This is a genomic window from Lysinibacillus composti (assembly GCF_016908465.1).
Classification (GTDB): domain Bacteria; phylum Bacillota; class Bacilli; order Bacillales_A; family Planococcaceae; genus Ureibacillus; species Ureibacillus composti_A.
The window spans coordinates 72,048-92,976 of sequence record NZ_JAFBDY010000002.1; the positions used below are offsets into that span (position 1 = coordinate 72,048).

General features: G+C 36.4%; 21 protein-coding genes. 16 read left to right on the top strand and 5 right to left on the bottom strand.

The window, feature by feature from the left end; genetic code table 11:
* The first annotated feature begins 20 nt into the window (after positions 1-20).
* The 9 genes from JOD29_RS04300 to pdxA all read left to right on the top strand — a co-directional run bounded on the left by JOD29_RS04300 (position 21) and on the right by pdxA (position 10,455).
* Positions 21-356: a hypothetical protein gene (locus JOD29_RS04300; protein WP_239585559.1), complete on the top strand. Its 336-nt coding sequence runs from the start codon at positions 21-23 to the stop codon at positions 354-356.
* Positions 349-4,167 (top strand): multicopper oxidase domain-containing protein, encoded by a 3,819-nt coding sequence (locus JOD29_RS04305; protein WP_124763044.1) that lies wholly within the window; start codon positions 349-351, stop codon positions 4,165-4,167. The genes JOD29_RS04300 and JOD29_RS04305 overlap by 8 nt, the downstream gene beginning before the upstream one ends.
* Complete coding sequence (locus JOD29_RS04310) at positions 4,133-5,005, top strand: LSm family protein (RefSeq protein ID WP_205101631.1); 873 nt, start codon at positions 4,133-4,135, stop codon at positions 5,003-5,005. The genes JOD29_RS04305 and JOD29_RS04310 overlap by 35 nt, the downstream gene beginning before the upstream one ends.
* A gap of 369 nt (positions 5,006-5,374) precedes the next feature.
* Positions 5,375-6,739, top strand: coding sequence for an aspartate kinase (locus tag JOD29_RS04315; protein WP_124763040.1), 1,365 nt, complete (start codon positions 5,375-5,377; stop codon positions 6,737-6,739).
* Positions 6,740-6,950: 211 nt separating this feature from the next.
* Positions 6,951-7,475, top strand: coding sequence for a tubby C-terminal domain-like protein (locus JOD29_RS04320; protein WP_124763038.1), 525 nt, complete (start codon positions 6,951-6,953; stop codon positions 7,473-7,475).
* Between the two features lie 14 nt (positions 7,476-7,489).
* Complete coding sequence (locus tag JOD29_RS04325) at positions 7,490-7,723, top strand: thymidylate synthase (RefSeq protein ID WP_124763036.1); 234 nt, start codon at positions 7,490-7,492, stop codon at positions 7,721-7,723.
* 76 nt (positions 7,724-7,799) lie between these two features.
* The gene (locus tag JOD29_RS04330) at positions 7,800-8,027 is read left to right on the top strand and encodes a hypothetical protein (protein WP_124763034.1); all 228 of its coding nucleotides are present in this window, start codon (positions 7,800-7,802) and stop codon (positions 8,025-8,027) included.
* A 135-nt stretch (positions 8,028-8,162) separates the two neighbouring features.
* Complete coding sequence (locus tag JOD29_RS04335; protein ID WP_124763032.1) at positions 8,163-9,464, top strand: four-carbon acid sugar kinase family protein; 1,302 nt, start codon at positions 8,163-8,165, stop codon at positions 9,462-9,464.
* A complete protein-coding gene (gene pdxA / locus JOD29_RS04340; RefSeq protein WP_124763030.1) occupies positions 9,457-10,455 on the top strand; it encodes a 4-hydroxythreonine-4-phosphate dehydrogenase PdxA in 999 nt (332 codons plus the stop codon). Before JOD29_RS04335 ends, pdxA begins: the two co-directional genes overlap by 8 nt.
* Before the next feature lie 195 nt (positions 10,456-10,650).
* On the opposite strand, the gene JOD29_RS04345 is transcribed toward pdxA, so the two are convergent.
* From JOD29_RS04345 to JOD29_RS04355, 3 genes are read right to left on the bottom strand one after another with little or no spacing between them, the layout of a single operon-like run.
* Positions 10,651-11,928, bottom strand: a complete 1,278-nt coding sequence (locus JOD29_RS04345; protein ID WP_124763028.1) for a TRAP transporter large permease — start codon at positions 11,926-11,928, stop codon at positions 10,651-10,653.
* Positions 11,925-12,407: a TRAP transporter small permease gene (locus JOD29_RS04350; RefSeq protein WP_124763026.1), complete on the bottom strand. Its 483-nt coding sequence runs from the start codon at positions 12,405-12,407 to the stop codon at positions 11,925-11,927. Before JOD29_RS04350 ends, JOD29_RS04345 begins: the two co-directional genes overlap by 4 nt.
* A 37-nt stretch (positions 12,408-12,444) precedes the next feature.
* Complete coding sequence (locus JOD29_RS04355; protein WP_124763024.1) at positions 12,445-13,476, bottom strand: TRAP transporter substrate-binding protein; 1,032 nt, start codon at positions 13,474-13,476, stop codon at positions 12,445-12,447.
* Positions 13,477-13,939: 463 nt separating this feature from the next.
* Here JOD29_RS04355 and JOD29_RS04360 point away from each other — a divergent pair, with 463 nt between their 5' ends.
* From JOD29_RS04360 to JOD29_RS04390, 7 genes are all read left to right on the top strand, one after another.
* Positions 13,940-14,719 carry a DeoR/GlpR family DNA-binding transcription regulator gene (locus tag JOD29_RS04360; RefSeq protein ID WP_124763022.1) on the top strand — a complete coding sequence of 260 codons (780 nt, stop codon included), beginning with the start codon at positions 13,940-13,942 and terminating at the stop codon, positions 14,717-14,719.
* A gap of 152 nt (positions 14,720-14,871) precedes the next feature.
* On the top strand, positions 14,872-15,873 hold the full coding sequence (locus tag JOD29_RS04365) for a dihydroxyacetone kinase subunit DhaK (RefSeq protein WP_124763020.1): 1,002 nt from the start codon (positions 14,872-14,874) through the stop codon (positions 15,871-15,873).
* The gene (dhaL, locus tag JOD29_RS04370; protein WP_124763018.1) at positions 15,873-16,565 is read left to right on the top strand and encodes a dihydroxyacetone kinase subunit DhaL; all 693 of its coding nucleotides are present in this window, start codon (positions 15,873-15,875) and stop codon (positions 16,563-16,565) included. Before JOD29_RS04365 ends, dhaL begins: the two co-directional genes overlap by 1 nt.
* Positions 16,558-17,352 (top strand): triose-phosphate isomerase, encoded by a 795-nt coding sequence (locus JOD29_RS04375; RefSeq protein WP_124763016.1) that lies wholly within the window; start codon positions 16,558-16,560, stop codon positions 17,350-17,352. Before dhaL ends, JOD29_RS04375 begins: the two co-directional genes overlap by 8 nt.
* On the top strand, positions 17,349-18,149 hold the full coding sequence (locus JOD29_RS04380) for a sugar phosphate isomerase/epimerase family protein (RefSeq protein WP_124763014.1): 801 nt from the start codon (positions 17,349-17,351) through the stop codon (positions 18,147-18,149). The genes JOD29_RS04375 and JOD29_RS04380 overlap by 4 nt, the downstream gene beginning before the upstream one ends.
* An 18-nt stretch (positions 18,150-18,167) precedes the next feature.
* A complete protein-coding gene (locus JOD29_RS04385) occupies positions 18,168-19,013 on the top strand; it encodes a phosphogluconate dehydrogenase C-terminal domain-containing protein (RefSeq protein ID WP_124763012.1) in 846 nt (281 codons plus the stop codon).
* Between the two features lie 102 nt (positions 19,014-19,115).
* Positions 19,116-19,574 (top strand): RpiB/LacA/LacB family sugar-phosphate isomerase, encoded by a 459-nt coding sequence (locus JOD29_RS04390; RefSeq protein WP_124763010.1) that lies wholly within the window; start codon positions 19,116-19,118, stop codon positions 19,572-19,574.
* Between the two features lie 139 nt (positions 19,575-19,713).
* Here the strand turns inward: JOD29_RS04390 and JOD29_RS04395 are convergent, their stop codons facing one another.
* Positions 19,714-20,235 (bottom strand): ECF transporter S component, encoded by a 522-nt coding sequence (locus tag JOD29_RS04395; protein ID WP_124763008.1) that lies wholly within the window; start codon positions 20,233-20,235, stop codon positions 19,714-19,716.
* A gap of 64 nt (positions 20,236-20,299) precedes the next feature.
* Positions 20,300-20,911: a uridine kinase family protein gene (locus JOD29_RS04400; protein WP_158610516.1), complete on the bottom strand. Its 612-nt coding sequence runs from the start codon at positions 20,909-20,911 to the stop codon at positions 20,300-20,302.
* Positions 20,912-20,929 lie beyond the last annotated feature (18 nt).

Consider the following 20,929-nt stretch of genomic DNA (forward strand, 5'->3'; position numbering starts at 1 on the left):
GTAAAAAGGAGATGACACAATTGCGAGACAACATTGATGATTTAAATACTATCGAAAATCAACTTGGCAGCGGTGCAATCAATATTAATGATATCCGCCAAGCTGTTGTATCAAGAGAATTTGAAAAGCATCGAGGAGACAAAGCGCTTTTATTAATATTCCAATTTCCATTTTTAATCATTGGAGAAATTTTGGATGTAGTTAGTGATTATTTACTCATTAAAGCCGAAGTTACAAATGTAACTGAACTGGATGATGAAGAATTTCGCGTTCATATTGATGATATTGAAGTATTTTATATAGAGAAAAAGGGAAAACCTCGCATTCCTGACATTAGGAATGGTCGTCATGCTTAGGAAATATCACGTTGTTGCCATACCGATTCGAATTGTAGTAAATCGATTTGGTGATCATGACCCGGACGGTATGATGTATGTCTTAAAGGAAAATGAAAGCTACGTAAAAAAGCAAGTAGAACTCAATCCATATACACCTGTAGACTTAGTTGAGCCTTTAGTGATAAGAGCAAATGTTGGCGATGAAGTGGAAATCTTATTTGAAAATAAATTGCCATTTCATACAGGGATGCACATACAAGACGCAGACTATGATGTGTTAACTTCTGACGGGGCTTTTGTAGGGTTAAATCCAAATACAACGGTTGCACCAGGAGAGTCTATTATTTACAAATGGCAGGTTTTCAACGAGGGGGTTCATTTCTTTTCTGATTTAGGGAACCCCTTATCTAGTGAATTAGGTTCAAATGTTCATGGATTATTCGGTGCCCTTTTTGTAGAACCACGTGGCTCCTGGTGGACAGATCCTGTAACGGGCAAACCAATTAATAGTGGAAACTTTGCTGATGTTCATAATCCAATCCTTCCTTCATTTCGTGAATACGGTTGGTTTTTCCATGATGAGATGGAAGTAGATGATTTAACAGGACAAAAGCCAATTAGTCCTCATACCCTACAACCAGAAGCCACACATGCGATTAACTATCGTGCAGAACCAATGCGTAATCGAATGCGCTTAATACAAGAAGGGGTTGTATGTCCGGATTGTGAAGGCGAAGAAGTACACCATGATTCATGGGTATTTGGGGATCCAGATACACCAATATTAAGGGCATATATAGGGGATCCAATTAAAATCCGCCTCGTTCATGGTGGGGCCCAAGAAACACATGTATTCCACTACCATGTACATCAATGGCTGTTTGAACCAACGGATATTGACTCCGAAATACTCGATGCTCAAGCCATATCACCTCAAAACCACTATACTGTTTCACCATTATATGGTGCAGGAAGTCTACAAGGTGCAATAGGTGACGCAATTATTCACTGTCATCTATATCCGCATTTTGGAGAAGGAATGTGGGGGATGCAACGTAATTTTGATGTGTTACAGGACGGTAGTATGTGTTATCCGAATGGAGTTCAAATTAAAGCACTTCAACCTTTACCAGGAAGACCATTGCCACCAAAACCAACAGCTGAAAGACCTGGTTTTCCAAACTTCATTCCAGGTGTTCCAGGGTTTAAAGCACCTCGTCCACCATTAGGAATCGAGGGTGGCAGAGAAGCGACACAAATCGAAAAAAATCATTTCGATAAAAGAGCAATACCAGGTGCGGTGTTTGTAAATCCAGCTCCTCCAGGTGCACCAGAAAGAGAGTTCCATGTAGTTTCAATTCAAAAAAAGATTGTATACAACAAAGAAGGTTGGCATGATCCCGAAGGACGATTTTATTTATTAAAAGAGGATTTAGATGATGTCCTATCAGGCAAAAAAGAGCCTGAACCTTTTGTTATTCGAGCGAATGCTGGGGAACTTATTCGCTTTAAGTATACTAATCTATTACCTGAAACAATTGGTGGAAATGCCTTCCAATTAGTGAACCGTACGTATGAATCTGGTATGCATGTTCACTTCGTAAAATTTGACCCGTTAGTCTCAGATGGAGCTAATGTTGGTTGGAACTATGACTCAGGCATACTTCAGGGTGAAACAATAGAGTATGCTTGGTATGCAGATGTAGAGTTAAAAGCAACATTCTGGCATGATCACTTGTTCCCAAATGAACACCAACAACATGGTGTATTTTCTAGCATCAATATTCAACCACGAGGATCAAAATACTTAGATTCTCGTACAGGTAAAGAACTTAAGGCTGGTACACAAGCAACGATCATCAACCCATTGATACCAGATTTCCGTGAGATCAATTTATTTGTTCAGGACTTTGCATTATTGTTTGATAAAGATGGATGTCCGTTAAATCCACCAGCATATCCAAATTCACCGGATGATCCGGGTGTTATGGGTATTAACTTTAAAAATGAACCGCTCCAATTCCGATTAAAAGAACCAGATTGTGACCCGGCCTATGTCTTTAGTTCCTGGGTACATGGAGACCCAGTGACCCCAATGCTATTAACCTACAATGGGGATCCAGTCCGTGTTCGATTACTTCAAGGTGCACAAGAAGAATCTCATAGTTTTAATCTTCATCGTCAACGTTGGCACAGGGAACGGCCAGACTTAGATTCTGAACTTGACCAACAGCAACATATTGGTATTTCTGAAAGCTTTACATTTGAATTCAGTATGGAAGGTAAAGGCGATTTCGATATGCTCTATCACTTCGGTTCAATCGATGATATCTGGTTGGGGAACTGGGGAATCTTTCGTTCGTTTGAAAAGCGTATTCCTCATTTAATACCTTTACCTGACCGCGAAGCACCTCCTTGGAGAAAGGAGCCACTACCTTGTCCTACTGGTGAAAGACCACCGATGGCACACCCAGGTAAAATTAAGTACCCAAAAAAAGCCAAAGTACGTAAATATGACGTTGTTGCGCTAAGTACACGAATTGATTATAACGATGAAGGAGATCACGATCCATTTGGAATTGTCTTTGCTTTGAAAAAGGATGAAGACGATATCTTAAGTGGGAAGCTAAATCCAGAACCACTAATCATAAGAGCCAATGTTGGTGAATATGTAGAAGTTACTGTAACCAATAAAATTACGGGACCATTCCATCATGATGGATGCCATGGATATCCTGAAGTGCCCGTGGAAGCATTCTTCCCTACTTCTAGACGAATCTCACTACATGCACAGCTTGTTCAATATGATGTTCGTCATTCAGATGGTGCAACAGTAGGGTTCAACGATGATCAAACTATTGGACCTGGAGAAAGCTACACTTATTATTGGTATATTGATCAAGAATTTGGAGCAGTCAACCTAGTTGACATGGCGGATATACGTAACCATCGCCATCATGGTGCATTTGGTATGTTGATAGCTGAACCAAGAGGATCTGATTACTTAGATCCAAAAACCCGTGATCAAGTGAAGGCGGGAAGCCAAGTGATTATCTCAAATCCATTACTTCCGGAGTATAGAGAGTTCGCTCTTTTAATGCATGATGGTGCAAGGCTCCTTGATAAAAACGGAAAATTAATCATTGATCCTGAGCCATTGTTACAAGTCGAGCCAGACGAGGAAGAAACGGATCCAGAAGATCAAGGCTCCAGAGGCTTTAATTATCGAAATGAACGATTTAGTCATCGAGTGGAAACATTAGAGGATGTCTTTAAAGTCTTTAGTTCAAAAGTTCATGAAGATCCAAGTACACCACTATTTTTATCATATCCAGGTGATCCGGTTACAATGCGTTTAGCGGCCCCAGCAGACCGAGCAAGAGCTCATACATTTTTGATTCACGGTCATACATTCCGTAGAAGTGAAGATGACATGAACTCTTCTATTGTATCTGTAAGAGGTCAAAATGTCCCTGGTTCAAATGATGACTTCAGTTTATTTTATGGTGCAGGTGGCTTATTCAATAGACCAGGCGACTATATGTACCGTTCAGGAAATATCCGATGGGATCTTGAGTTAGGGTTGTGGGGGATCATGCGTGTACTTCGTAAAAGAACTAAAGATTTGGCACCTTTAAAAGAATATTCTGAGAGATATAAAGAAAAGAAATATAGAACGAATCGCTTTTCATCAGCCAAGTCTTTCATTCGTTCGATTTCAGATGAGCAATCTACGAGTCATGAGCATACTACAGTAACAGCAAATGGAGAAAACTCATTAAAAATGAGTAGGGATGAAGGTGTTAAAGATGGCGGGTCCTTGCCATAGATGTCAAAAATATAAATGCCAATGTAAAAAGAAACGTGAGAAATCTAAAAAAACTGAATTAAAAGTAAAAGATTTATTTGGCTCACCATTTGATTGTGAGGAGCAAATTCGAACACGTCGTTTTGCTTCTCCAAATAGTGCATTATCTCCACAGGAATTAGATGAACTACAGGAATGTATTGAAAAGGCTAATGACATACTACGATCATTGGTAGCAGAAAACGACCCAACGAATAAAAGACAACTACAATTACATTTTCTAAAGCTTCGCGGGGCAAGTGTTGAAGTAAAGATCCTTTGTACTCGGATGGAGCAAGAGGAAGAAGAAGAGAATGAGATGGACGATTTGTTTGCTGAGAACGAGGATGAAGATTTAGATTTGATTATCCCCCCTCATAAAAAAATAATTAAGGTATGTGGTAAAGTTGCAACAGCTGGACGTGATTTTATCCAATTTAACGGCGTAGGTTCAGCTTACTTGGTGCTGTATAATCAGCTTCTATCCGTTGCAAGTGATAAAACATCAAAAAGCAAACAGCCACAACGAGATTTCATTGATGCAAATCAGGAAACTAGAAGAAAACTAGCGTTTAATTTTGGCGAATTTGTAGCTAATAATCCAGATGCGAAAAATATATTTTTCGGAATCCCACTTTCGCTACAACTTAATCAATTTATAGGGAAAGAAGTATGTGTGGAAACAACAGATGATGGATCTTCAGAAGGCCTACTTGTTAGAGTAGATGAAGAGTTGATTGAAATCGAAAAAAAGTGCGGAGACAAAATTGAAATAGACTTTGACAAAATGTGCTTCATACTAATAAGAAATTTAAAATAAGTATTATATACACAATTTGGTACGTCATATGTACCGATATTGTAGTATAATAACATCGTTGAATAATATGAGAGAGAATTAACTTTCTTTTCTCTAATTGAAACGTTAATGTCGTGTATGTCATTGGGATGATGTGCACGGCTTTATTTTGATGGATTTAGAACTATTATTTACTAACTGTTTATTGTTACATTGCAATAAAAAACTTCATATAATATATTGATGAAGTTAGAAAATTATCACATTTGAACAAAATTATAAGTAAATTTTGAATATAGTATTGACTGAAGTTTGTAAAATCTGTACACTGTGAACAATCAATTGTTTTTTCCGGAAACACACATATAGAATAGTAAGGGATTTGATGAAATGATCGTATGTAAATTTGGTGGGACATCTGTTGCGAATGCAGAGCAAATTAAAAAAGTGGCGAATATTATTAAGTCTAATCCACAACGTCGAATTGTTGCTGTTTCAGCACCAGGTAAACGTTTTGGCGATGATATCAAAGTGACAGACCTTTTAATTGATTTAGCAGACGCTGTTCTCAAAAATGGTAATGTCCATGAGAAATTAAATAATGTTGTAAATCGTTACAGAGAAATTACAGATGAACTTGGGTTAGATTATACGATTTGTGAAGTCATTGCAGCGGATTTAAGCGAACGTGTTTCAAGTGACAAATCGAAAGTTGAACTCTTTATTGATAATATTAAAGCAAGTGGTGAAGACAATAACGCCAAATTAATTGCAGCTTATTTTAATTCAATCGGTTTAAAAGCAAAATATATTAGTCCGAAAGATTTATTAGTTGTAAATGATCTTCCAGAACGTACATATGCTTTACCTGAAGCATATGAAAACTTAAAATTCTTAGCAGACACAAAAGAAATTATTGTTTTCCCTGGGTTCTTCGGTTATACAAAAGAGGGTATTTTGCGTACATTTGACCGTGGTGGCTCTGATATTACAGGGTCTATTTTAGCGGCAGCTGTAAAAGCTGATTTATATGAAAACTTTACAGATGTAGATAGCGTCTTTTCTGCAAACCCGAAAGTAATTAACCAACCAGTAGAAATTCGTGAAATCACGTACCGTGAAATGCGCGAGCTTTCTTACGCTGGCTTCTCTGTTTTCCATGATGAAGCATTAATGCCCGTATTTAAATTAGGTATTCCTGTTAACATTAAAAACACAAATAATCCAACGGCACCTGGTACACGTATAGTACCAACTCGTACAACAACTCCAGGTCGTCCTGTGACAGGTATTTCTGCAGACAATGGTTTTTCAATATTATATGTACAAAAATATTTAATGAATAGAGAAATCGGTTTTGGAAGAAAATTACTTCAAATTATTGAAGAAGAGTATATCTCATTTGAACATACGCCATCTGGAGTAGACGATATTTCTGTCATTATCCGTTCTAATCAATTAACTCCAGAATCAGAAGAGCGTATTGTTAAAAGAGTAAAAGAAGAATTACACGCTGATGATGTTCATTTCAATCATGGTTTCTCAATGATTTCAATTGTTGGGGAAGGTATGCGTAATAACACAGGTTTAGCTGCACGTGCATGCGCGGCTATTTCAAATACAGGTGCGAATATTGAAATGATTAATCAAGGTTCTTCAGAAGTAAGTTTAGTATTCGGCGTTTTACAAAAATATGAGAATCAAATTTTACGTGCGTTATATGATGAATTCTTTGCAACTGTAACAACTTGCTAATATAAAATGCGTATACGATCGGCTATCTAGAAATGTAAATTTCTAGATAGCTTTTTTTTTCTAAAGATTGTCCATTGCTTAATAATTGATTTATCTTCATATAGATAATACGAGACATAATAAATCGGAATCACGAGAAGTATAATTTTTGGCAGTAATCAAAACGTCATATATAATAAATAAAAGGGAGTTTGTTTCTAAGGAGCTTTGAATGAAAACATATACTTACACACATCCACAATCAATAGAGTATACAGGAGATATTCGTATATTTGATGAAAGCAATCAAGTAGTAGCAATTGCTAGAAGAACTTATGATCACATAATCAAAAAAAAGTTGGACCGATTTTTAGATTTTCGATATTTTTTAAAATATGAGGTCAATAATTCTGAAGGGAAAAAGGCTTTCTTAGTGAAAAAAAAGATTCGAAGGGGCCGACTTTGGTTTGAAGGTCTAGATGTAATCTCCAATAAAAAATATATGATTACTTATGAAAACTGGAGAATCGGAATACCCGAACTATACATAACAGATGGACAAATTAAATTGCAACTTAATAAAGAATTTGAAGAGTGGTCAGAATTCCTATATGAAGACCAAGTAATTGCAAGATGGAAAGCTTCTTTCGTAGAGGAACAATTTGACATTATACTGCAAATTGATGAAAAAAGCCCTATTCAATCTGTTGAATTCTTTGTTGGAATTTCACAGGCTACACTATTTGTCGGCGCATAAAAAGGAGAGTTTTAATGAACGTTGTATTTGTGTTAACTTCAACAGGAGATGAAGTACTAGAAATGGTATCAAATGATGTAGCAGGATTACTTGCAGCGGTAAAAGGAGAGAATGTCACATTCCCTTTTGGAACCTTTCAATATGATTTCCACACATTAGATCACTATTTGGAAGGTGAAATATATCGTCAAGAGCTAACGATCTACTTAAAAGAAGAAAAACCAAATGTTGTAACATTTGTAGAATAACAAATTTTATCTACTGTCTCATGGCCTAGCATTATCAAATTTATTGATTAGATTTAAACAGGAATGAGGTTTTCACTTGATTCAATTAGTTATTATTGGTGCATTCTTTTATATTATTTTCTCTTTACTAGTAAAACTACCTATATTTAAACAATATGCTCCAGTTTTAACAATTGTTAATCGAGTAATCATCATTGTTTGTCTAATCATCATCGTGATAAAATCCGGTTTTATTCGATTAATCGTAACATTCATTAGTATTGTGCTTATCAACATTTCTGAGTTAATAGGAACGATATTTTAGAAAGACGTCTTTTTATAGGCGTCTTTTTTTTATTACATGAAATATATGAGATGACTTCTAAGCATAAGATGAAAGGAATGAAATTATCATTTTTTGCTCGTAATAGACTTAATATAGCCAAGTAGGTGATTTGAATTGAAGATAGGGTATATTGCAGATGATTTAACAGGGTCGAATGCAACAGCAGTATTGTTAAAGAAATTAGGCTTAGAAACAGCAACCGTTATGACTGGTGCCGCAATTCCAAATCGCAATCAACTAAATGCAATTGGAATGGATTTAGATTGCCGCTATTTGCCTAATAAACGAGTAGAGGAAAGAGTTAAAGCTGCGATTACAGAATTATACAATTGGGGAATTGAACTAGTAGCCAATCGAATTGACAGTACGTTAAGAGGAAGAATAGGACTTATTACGGACCTTCTATTAAACTCATTAGGAGAAAATAGTGTTGCTGTGTTAACACCGGCTTTTCCAGATTCCGGTCGAGTTGTTGTTGGAGGTTATTTATTAGTACATGGTCAATTGCTTGAAAATACTGCAATAAAAAATGATCCAATGAATCCAATTACAGAATCCTTTGTCCCAACTATTATTCAAGAACAGTCAAGTCATTCAATTTCACATATTGGAATTCAAGATGTCAATAAAGGGGAAGCCCATTTAGTGAAGGTTATGGAAAAGCAAATACTAGATGGACATCGAATTTTAGTATTAGATGCAATAACTAATCAGGATATAAGGGTCATTGCTTCCTCTATGAAACAGCTTAAGGTTCCAGTTTTTCCAGTAGATCCTGGTCCCCTAACTTATGAGTATGTTCGATCGATGCTTTCAAATTCATCTAAGAAACTAAGATATTTATTATCAATTGGGAGTGTTTCAGACTTAACGAAAAAACAATTATCCTATTTAGTAGAAAAAGAAAAAGCCGCTTATATATACTTAAATCCCATGAATCTACTAACTTCTTCAATGAGACATTCAGAAATTGAAACTGCTATATCAAAAGTTACCAACAACAATGAAGATAATTTTTTTATTATTACCACATGTCATCCGGACAAAGAAAACATCTCATTGCAAAAAATTGCGATCCAGCAAAATGAATCGGAGGACATACTAGCAAAATCATTAACTAGTGCAATCGCTGAGGTTACCACAAGGTGTATCTTAGAAAATAAGCAAAATATAGGTGGTGTGATCTCCTGTGGCGGAGATGTAACCGCATCTTTATGTGAATTTTCTGGGGCACAGGCTATTCAATTAAATGATGAAATAGAAAGTTTAATTGCTTATGGGGAATTATTAGACGGTGCTCTAAAATATTTGCCGATTATTACAAAGGGTGGATTAATCGGGGATGAAACAACTCTTCATAGGTGTCTTAACTATTTACAAACTAAAATGAATAAGGGTGTGTTCATAAATGAGTAAAGTAAATAATATAGTTGCGATTCCAATGGGAGATGCAGCAGGAATCGGTCCAGAAATTACGGTTAAATCTTTAGCGAATGAGGAAATTTATGAGGTTTGTCAACCACTGGTGATTGGCAGTGCAAAAGTTTTACAAAAAGCCATTGAAGTGACGAATTTCCCGTTAAAACTTAACTTAGTCAGTTCGCCAACCGATGGAAATTATACATTTGGAACAATTGATCTCTTAGACTTAGACAATATTAATATAGAGCAATTGCAGCCAGGAGTAGTCCAAGCACAATGTGGACAAGCAGCGTTTGAATATGTAAAAAAATCCATTGAACTTGCGATGGCAAAAGAAGTTAAGTCTATTGCAACAACACCGATGAATAAAGAATCCTTGAAAGCAGCAGGAGTAAAATACATTGGGCACACTGAGATGTTAGAAGATTTAGCAGGCTCCCGTGATCCTTTAACAATGTTTCAAGTAAATAGTTTGCGTATTTTCTTTTTAACTCGTCATGTGTCATTAAAACAAGCAATAAGTCAAATGACAAAAGAGCGTGTATTTGATTATGTAATCCGTTGTCATGAGGCGTTAAAGAGATTAGGGATTGAATCACCAAAACTTGCAGTTGCAGGGTTAAATCCGCACAGTGGGGAAGGGGGACTCTTCGGTATGGAAGAAGTAGAGGAAATTCGCCCAGGAATTGAAATAGCAATCGAAGAAGGCTATAACGTTGCAGGGCCAGTTCCAGCAGATTCAGTTTTCTTCCAAGCTCTGAATGGGAAATATGATGCGGTTCTTTCTTTATATCATGACCAAGGTCACATTGCAGCAAAAATGACCGACTTTCACCGCACCATTTCAATTACCAATGGCTTACCATTTTTAAGAACCTCTGTTGATCACGGTACTGCATTCGATATTGCATGGAAAAACATTGCATCCAGCGTTTCAATGGAAGAATGTATAAAACTAGCAGCTGAATATGGAAGTAAGTTTTAGGGACAAGGGGACAGGCACCTTGTCCCATTCTCTTTGCTTATTAGTTTCATCGATTGTGATGAGGAATTATTTTTGTGGTAATTCTAACTCAAGTAATACTTAACTGAAAATTAAAGAGGATAGCAAGCATACTATCCTCTAAAAAACTCTTTTTATGATTGAATTTTAATTTATAGTGGGACAAGGAACCTGTCCCTATCGTCCCAGTAAATTCGGTAACCACATCGAAATGAATGGTACATAACTAAATAGTAATAGCAGAGTTATTAGTACTACATAGAAAGGTATTAAGGCTTTCGTAATATCGGTTAGTTTTATGCCTGCAATTTGACAACTGATAAATAAGTTTACTCCAAGTGGTGGGGTACACATACCTAAAGCAAGGTTGATGATCATAATGATCCCAAAGTGTACCGGATCGATTCCCATTGCTACCGCAACTGGTGTTAATAACGGTGCTAAGATGATGACGGATGCACTTGTTTCCATAAACATTCCGACAAATATTAATAAAATGTTTACTAAAAGTAAGAAGATGATTGGATTATCTGTTACTGTTCCAAAGAAGTTTGCAACCATTTGTGGAATTCCTTCACGGCTAAGGACTAGTCCAAAAATACCTGCATTTGCAATAATAAATAATACGATAGCTGAAGTTACACCTGAACTTACAAATATGTTGAATATCTTATCTAACTTTATTTCTCGGTAAACAAAGGCTCCAATAATAAAAGCGTATAGTACGGCAACGACAGCTGCTTCAGTTGGTGTAAACACACCACCATATATCCCACCTAAAATAATGATTGGCATTAAAAGTGCTAAAATCGCATCTTTAAATGCTTTCCATGTTTCTGCAGGAGTTGCTTTCTTTTCCTTAGCATACCCGCGTTTTTTGGCAATTACGTAAACTAAAATAATTAATGATAGTCCAATGACAATCCCTGGTGTGATCCCCGCCATGAACAGATCGCCAATAGAAGTATTCGTAGACACACCATATAGAATCATTGGAACAGAAGGTGGAATTATAATCCCCAGTTCACCCGAAATGGATGTAACGGCACCTGCAAAGTTTTTGTGGTATCCTCTGCTGATCATAGAAGGGATTAAAATAGAACCAACAGCCGCAACGGTCGCAGCACTAGATCCGGAAATTGCAGCAAAAAACATAGATGCAATAACTGTTACGATGGCTAAACCACCAGTATGATGACCTGTTAATGTATTAGCAAAGTTAATTAACCTTTTAGAAATCCCGCCTGTTTCCATAAGTTTACCAGCTAAGATAAAGAATGGAATGGCCATTAATGAAAATGAGTCAATTGAAGTAAAGATACGTTGTGCAACTACTAATAAAGAAACATCTCCACCATACATAAGAGCGATAACGGATGCCAAGCCAAGAGTAACAGCGACAGGTACTCCGATAATAAAGAGTATCCCGAGTGATCCCATTAATACTCCACTCATTCTTCAGCCCCCCCTTTAAAGACAACGATTAGGGCAGCGATGGCATTTAAAATGAGTAGGAGAGCACCTAAAGGTATAGAAAAGTATGGTATGGACATTGAAATTTGTAATGCTGGGGACTTCTGAATACTAACTTTTGAAACTAAATCAATACCATATTTTAAAAGAATCGCAAAAAATACAATACATATAACTAAAACAATCATCTTTAATACCCTTTGTACTGTTTTAGGAAGTAAATCAGGAATTGCTTCAACTGAGATTAATTCATTGTGTCGTATCGCAAGGGCTGCTCCAAAAAATACTGCATAAATTCCAAGATAACGAGTGGCTTCTTCTGACCAAGGCAACGGTATATTTAAAACAAATCGCGAAAATACTTGTAGGATCATAATGATGGTCATAACAATTAGTGAAAATGTAAGTAGTATTTTGACTAACTTATTTATGCCATCAATACTTTTTAAAATGGTATTCATAGCAATCCCCCTATTTTAAAGGCTAAAGATGAGCGGCTTATTTAGCCGCTGCTTTAATTTTGTCGTATAACTCCGCGTAATCACCTTTGTATTTATCAATCACTGGTTGTGCAGCATCTTGGAATGGTTTGATGTCAACTTCATTAACTTGCATTCCTTTTGATTTTAATTCTTCAATTTGAGCTGCAGTATTTGTATCAATAAACTCATATTCAGCTTGTTGTGCTGCTTTTGCTGCATCTGTTAAAACTTGCTGCTGCTCCGGTGAGAAAGACTCAAATAATTCATTGTTGAAAATAAATACAGCAGGTGAATATACGTGACCAGTCAAAGAAACATAATCTTGAACTTCTTCAAATTTTGATGAATAGATAATTGGAATTGGGTTTTCTTGCCCGTCAATTACGCCTTGTTGTAAAGAAGTGAATACTTCACTCCATGCCATTGGAGTCGGTGCTGCCCCAAATGCAGCGAACACTTCTTGGTGAATTGGAACTTCCATTGTACGGATTTTAATACCTTTTAAGTCTTCAGGTTTTTCAATTGGGTGCTTACTATTTGTAATATTACGGAAGCCGTTTTCACCCCAACCTAAATTTTTAATTCCTACTGAAAGTAATTTTTCGTTTAATTCGTCCCCAATTTCACCATTAAATACTGACCTAGCGTGTTCAGAGTTTTCGAATAAGAACGGGAAATCTAGTACGTTAAATTCAGGTACAAAGTTACTAATAACACCAGATGAAATAAATGCACCGTCTAAAGTTCCCATTTGAACAGACTCTACATTGTCACGTTCATTTCCTAATTCACTGTTGTAGTGAACTGAAACTTCGATTGCTCCATTTGAGTTTTTCTCTACTTCTTCCTCAAATGTTGTTAAATATTCCCCATAATGCGAATCTTCCGTTTGAGTAGTATTAATGGTAATTTCTTTTGCTTCAACACTTGTTTCTCCTGAATCTGAATTAGTAGGTGCTGTGGCAGTCTCTTTTTCTCCACCACCACATGCTGCTAACCCAACTGCTAATACTGGAATTGAAAGTAGTGATAAGTACTTCTTTTTCATAAAAAATCCCCCTTGGTATAAATTAATTTTTAATAATGTAAGATAACGCTTTCATTTTTAAATGAAAGAACAGATATAAATCTCCCCAAATCACCAATAATACTACGAAAATCAAAATCTATGAAATGTAAATGGACTCACCTCACATCGACTTTTCTACCATTTTTTATATTCTGAGAAAAGATGCCAATGAAATTATTTTAATTTTCATTTTCTTGCATATGATAGAAATTAATAAAGAAAATTCAATTTTTACTACGATATGTAATGAAGTGAAAAAATATATTTAATTTATTACTAATTTTTCATTTTATTTTACAAATGTTGTAGTTTAGTAAAACACACTTGATTATCACTAAAAGAACGGTGACTAGGATTTGACCGTTCAAGGAATTCAAAAAAATTAAACGTGAACACTCGAAAGGCACAAGGAATTGATTACTAGATGGGGTGAGGGATTTTAATGGCCAAAATGTTTGCTGAGGAGCGCAGAAAACGAATTTTAGAGTTACTACAAGAAAGAAAACGCGTAACGATTCAACAATTAGCAGAAGCAATTCGAGTTTCTGATGCTACATTAAGAAACGATTTAACAACACTTGAAAAACAAAAGCTATTAAAAAGAACCCATGGTGGTGCTATTTTAGGAGACGATTTTGAAAACGATTACAATTTTTCAGTTCGAGAGTTAAAAAACAAAAATGAAAAAACACTCATCGCACAAAAAGCATTACAACTCATCTCTGACAATCAATGCATTATGTTAGATGCGAGTTCAACTGCAATGGAATTAGCAAAACAACTAGTAAATGTAAAAAAACGATTAACAATCGTAACAAATGGTATGAATACAGCATTTGAGCTAAATGGGAATCCTGATTTTACGATCATTTTAATTGGTGGAATTATTCAAAAATCATCCATGGCATTAGAAGGGAGTTTGGGTGTAAACCTCTTAGATAAAATCAACATTGATACGTTCTTTGTTTCTGCAAATGGCTTCACTACCTTACAAGGACTTCAAGACTTTAGTGTTTATGAAGTCGAGTTAAAGAAACAAATGATTAAACAATCATCAAAAGTGGTGGCATTACTTGATCACAGTAAATTTAATAAAACCTCCATTGCCACATTTGCTTCAATACAAGATATTGATTTCATCATAACTAATAAGCCAGTAGACACAGCACAAATGAATGAGATGCTCAACTTTAACAAGGGTTTAAGTATCATTTATCCTTAGACATTGTTCAAAATGCACCCCTTAGCATTTGAAAATAAGTAATAAAAAACAATAAAAAACAATAGGATAAAGTAAAAATTCATAATCATTTAATCTCAAAATTGATTTTTTAAGTTAATAGAAGAAATCACAGAAACAGGTGGGGGATAAAAATGAAAAAAGTAATTAACAATCCAGAAAATGTCGTGAATGAAATGGTTGAAGGTTTTATCGCGGCTTTTGGAAACGATTACAAAAAAGTTCACCATACAAATGGTGTCGTAATAAAGAATAAGCCTAATCGAGTAGCTGTTGTCACTGGCGGTGGAAGTGGGCATGAACCGTTATTCATTGGAATGGTAGGAGAAGGATTAGCAGACGGTGCAGCGATTGGCAATGTTTTTGCGGCACCAACCCCAAATACAGTTTTAGAAGTAACGAAAGAATTAGATAGTGGGCAAGGTGTGTTATATGTATATGGAAATTATTCAGGGGATGTCCTGAATTTCGATATGGCTGCTGAATTAGCAGAGCTTGAGGATATTACAACAAAAACGGTATTAGTCAACGATGATGTGGCATCGGCTACAAAAGAACATGCTTTTGACCGTCGAGGGATTGCAGGGGATATTTTTGCAATCAAAATCGCAGGTGCTGCGGCTAATGATAATTTAACACTAGAAGAAGTCGCAAGAATTACACAAAAAGCGGCTAATCATACACGTTCTATCGGTGTTGCTTTATCTCCAAGTTCCATTCCAAGTACAGGTAAATATACATTTGAAATTGCCGACGATGAGATTGAATTAGGTATGGGGATTCACGGGGAGCCCGGAGTAAAAAGGACAAAGCTACAGACAGCAGATGAATTAACGGCAAACATGTTAGATTACATTTTTGATGATATAGAATTACAAGAAAATGATGAAGTCTGTGTGTTAGTTAATGGGTTAGGTTCAACTACTTTAATGGAACTCTTCATTGTGAACCGAAAAGTAGTAGAAATATTAAATGAGAAAGGCATTTCAATTTACGATACAGATGTTAATAGTTACTGTACAACGCTTGAGATGGCGGGGGTTTCTATTACTTTAATGAAATTAGATGATGAACTGAAAAATTATTATGATAAACCGGCTTATTCACCATATTATTTCAAGAAAGGAAGAGGTTGATGATGGTAGCAGAGACGGATGGGGTTCAAACTTATTTATCTACGAAACAAGTAAAAGATTTATACATTTATGTCGGCCAAAAAGTCATCGAAGCAAAACCAACCTTAACCGAAATCGATAGTGCTATTGGAGATGGTGATCACGGAATTGGCATGGAAGTTGGATTTAATAAAGCTATTCAACAACTTAATGAAATCGAAGTAGAAGATATTAATACCATTTATAAAGAAATCGGGAAAGCCATGATTAGCAATATGGGTGGCGCATCGGGCGTATTATTTGGCACGTTTTTTGTTGCGAGTGTAAAAAATAAGCCTGTCATTGATAGGCTCACTTTAGCAACTTTTGCTCACCTAGTTCAAAGTGGTCTAGAAGGGGTACAAGCTCGAGGGAAAGCAAAAGTAGGCGATAAAACAATGATTGACGCATTAGCGCCTGCCGTTGATGCACTAAATACAGCGGTAGAACAGAATAAAGACTTGGTGGAAGCTTTGCAAGTGGCGTGCGAGCAAGCGGAACTAGGCTTAGAACAAACAAAACAACTAGTCGCAAAATTTGGTCGTGCAAAATCTTTAGGAGAGCGAGCAATTGGCCATCAAGATGCAGGGGCAACTACAATTTCGATCATGTTTAAATCGATTTTTGACTATGTAAGCAATTTAAAAACGAATGGTGAACTTTTGTATGAATAAAGTAATCATCGGAACAAATTGGAAAATGCATAAATCAATCGCGGAGGCAAAAACCTACACTGCTGAGTTAAACGAATTTTTTGAAGGATTTTCCGATGATATTGAACTATTTATCATACCTCCTTTTACAGCATTAGCACCTGTCAAAGAAATATTAGACACCTCATCTATCTTAGTAGGTGCGCAAAATATGCACTGGGAAGATGAAGGGGCCTATACTGGAGAGATTTCTCCGGTCCATTTAGAGGAACTTGGAATTGATTTAATTGAGCTAGGACATTCAGAACGACGCCAATATTATAACGAAAATGATGGTGACCTTAATAAAAAAGTTAAAGCGGCACTGAATCATAATTTAAGACCATTAATTTGTATAGGTGAATTAATGGAACATAAGAGAAATGGGATAACAGAGGAAATTTTATCGATTCAGCTAAAAACGATATTGAAACAAATTGAGTTTGAATCGGCAAAAGACATCATCATTGCCTATGAACCGAGATGGGCGATTGGTGTTTCGGGTGTTTCGCCGGAACCCTTTTATGTTCAACGAATTCATCAATTCATTCGAGAGCAGTTAATTCAGCTCTATCCCTCCATTGGATATGAAATTCCGATTTTGTATGGGGGTAGCGTGAACACTGAGAATGCGATTCCTTTGTTGAATCTTGATCATGTAAATGGCCTGTTTATCGGACGTGCCGCTTGGAATATAGATTCTTTTAAAGAGATTTTATTTGATGTAAGAGAATTGATTAGGGAATGGAAATGCGAGGATGAGCGATGAAACTAGGCTTAAGTACGTATGCATTTTTTTGGCATATGGCGAGTGTTAACACAAATAGACTATCAGTTGAACAGGTTCTTGAAGAAACAAAAAAATACGGAATTGATCTGCTTCAAATTTGTGATGTAGAAGAACTTGAAATTGCAACAGATGCTGAACTTAAGGGGATTGCAAAGAAAGCGGAGCAACTTGGAATCGAACTAGAGATAGGAACGAGAGGAATTCATCATATTAAATTAGAACGATTTTTAGAGATTTGCGAGAAGTTAAATAGTAAAACTTTGCGAACGATGCTAAATGGTGCTAACTTTGCACCGAGTTTCGAAGAAGCAGTACAAATATTGAAGCAATTCAAGCCGGCACTAGAAGAAAAAGGAATTACTTTAGCAATTGAAACGTATGAACAACGAAAAACAGAAGAAATTGTAAACATTGTGAAAGAAGTTGCCAGTCCAAATATAGGAATTTGCTTAGATCCTGCGAATTGTATAGCCAATTTAGAATCACCTGAACAGGTAATTAGTCTTGCAGCTCCATATGTGAAAAATCTTCATTTAAAAGACTTTACTTTTGAACGAAAGACGGGTTGGGTTGGCTTTTCATTAATCGGAACTCCCTTCGGAGAGGGAAAATTAGATGCAACTTATATGCTAGGTGAATTGCAACAACATCAAGTGAACGTCAATGCCATACTGGAATTTTGGTTGCCTTTTACTAATTCAATTGAGGAAACTGTGCAACTTGAAAAGCAATGGATTGCGAAAAGCATCTCTTATATTGAAGAGAACTTATTTTAAAAAGTTGGAGGAAACTTTATGAGTACATTAGAAAATAGCACAGTTTCCATTCTTGGCGCTGGCGGTAAAATGGGAACACGTATTACAAATAATTTAATTCATGCTCCATTACAACTACTGTTATGTGAAAAATCAGAAGAACGAGTGGCAACGATGATAGAACGAAATTTAATAGTTGTGCCTATGGAAGAGGCGGTTCCTCAAAGTGATTTTGTTATTTTAGCAGTGCCTGATATTTATATTAAGCAAATTTCAACGGAAGTAGCACCTTTAATGAAAGATGGCGCGGTGTTAATTACGTTAGATCCTGCGGCTGCATATGCAGAGCAATTAGTTGTGAATAACCATTCCACGTCGATTGTTGCACACCCGTGTCACCCATCGATTTTCCTGGAAAAATATACAAGGGAAGAATACGACGATGCATTTGGGGGAGTTGCTGCGAAACAAGATGTTGTAGTTGCACTTCACCAAGGAGATGAAACTAAAATAACGCTTGCATTGGAATTAATAAAATCTATGTACGCTCCTGTAGAAACTTGCCATGTCATTACAGTAGAACAAATGGCGATTTTAGAGCCGACTTTAGTTGAAACAATTACTTGTATGATTGGAACAGTGTTAAACGAAAGTTTAGACGAAGTGGTCAACATGGGAATTCCAGAAGAAGCGGCACGTGCCATGCTTTATGGGCATATCCAAATTGCCTTAGCGGTGGCATTACGTGGGACAAACCCATTTTCAGATGCATGCTTAATAGCGATTGAGCAGGGGAAAGAAGCTATTATTCAACCGGATTGGAAAAAAGTCTTTGAGAAAGAACACTTAGATTCTACAATCCGAAAAATGCTGAAATTATGCTGAAATGGGACACAGGGACAGGTTCACTGTCCCGTAAACATTAATATGAGTTGGGACAAGGGACCTGTCCCTTTGTCCCCAAATTAAGTTAATGGGGGAGAAAATTTGAGAATTGGTATTGGTTGTGATCATAATGCAGTTGAGTTGAAGAATGAAATAAAAACGTTTATTAAATCACTCGGACATGATGTAACTGAATACGGAGAAATAGGTGCATCATGTGGAGAAGTCGATTATCCAGGTGTAGCCTTTGAAGTTGGGGAAGCAGTTCAAACTGGTGAAGTGGAGCGTGGCATTTTATTATGTGGAACAGGCCTAGGTATGGCCATTGCAGCAGGCAAAGTTCCTGGAATCCGGGCAGTCACTTGCCACGACACCTATTCAGCAGAACGTGCCCAAAAAAGTAATAACGCACAGATCATTACTCTTGGCGCTAAAGTAATTGGAGTAGAACTTGCAAAACAAGTCGTAGAAAAATATTTAGAGTCCAGTTTCCCAGGAGGCAACTCAGCACGAAAAGTACAGCAAATTATTGACAAAGAAAAAGAATATTTGGGACAGTAGGGACATCGGGGACAGGTACCTCGTCCCAGTTGAAATAAAGTTACAGTTAAGTATCTTCCGAAGAGTATTCTGTGGGAGGTACTTTCTTATGTGAAAAAAAGACATGAACAAGGGGAACAGTTTTTCTGTTCCCCAGAACCTAAATTGCAATAGAATTTTTCAATGGTTTAACAATGAAAGGAATCAAGATCAATTGAATGATGATTCCAGGTAAGGCAACAATTAATGCGCCTGAAATAAAGGCCTCAAAACCAAAGGGCATGGACCCCATATTATATAAAACTGTGCTAGCTAGTCCATAAATGATTCGACCTAAGATCATTGAAGTAATTAATGAAATGAATATTTTTCCGTTTGTATATTGATAGGCAAGTCCAATTACTAACCCATAAGTTGCTAACTCAAGCATCATAGATAATCCAATTGGAAAGAGTGGAGGCATGCCTGTTAGTAAAAAAGTTATGAATGGAAGTATGAGTCCTGAGATTGCTCCAAACCGTGCCCCACAAACGATTCCACAGATTAAAACGGGTATGTGCATAGGCAATAGCACAGAGCCTGCATTAGGTATTGGAATCAACTTAATGACTTGTGGCAACAGTAAACCGATTGCGATACAAAGTCCCGTGAAAACTAGCTTCTTTGTTGAAGATTTGGTCATTTCTAATTCCTCCACTGATTTTAGTATTTGGGACAAAGACTTGGGTTCATCGTCCCATTAATTATTAAGATTTGGGACAAGGGACCTGTCCCCCTGTCCCAATGAATAGTTGGCATTTACTTTTGATTTGATAGTAGTCAAAATAACGATTTTCTAACGGGAGCCATTGAGTTATAAACTGTTGTACTTTTTGTTCATTTCGTTTTGCTATTCGTTCAAGTTGTACATCTGGGTCTACCGATAGAAAAATAGAATGAGTGTAATAGGGGTACAAAATGGGATGCATACTATATACGCCTTCTACAATATTTAATTTTTTAGGCTGTATTTTATTCACTTCTCCTAATGTTTGCGTTTGGCAATTAAAAGGTTGATAGTAAACAACTTCATGATCGTGCAACGGCTTTAAAACAGAATGTAAAAAACGATCATAATCCACATTTCCTCCCGGTTCTTGTAATCTTTCTTTTGTTTTCATTGACATAGGTAGAAAAAAATCATCCATATGAAATACATTGCAGTCAAAGTGCTCCTTGATGAATTCAGCGAGTGTACTTTTTCCACTTGCAGCATTCCCGTCAATCGCCACTATCGTATGTTTACTTTTTTCTGCACAATCTTCAAGTAATTTAAAGATAGGATTGTAGCTTGTGAAATGTTCTAAAGTTTGTCCCATTACAACCATCCCTTTATC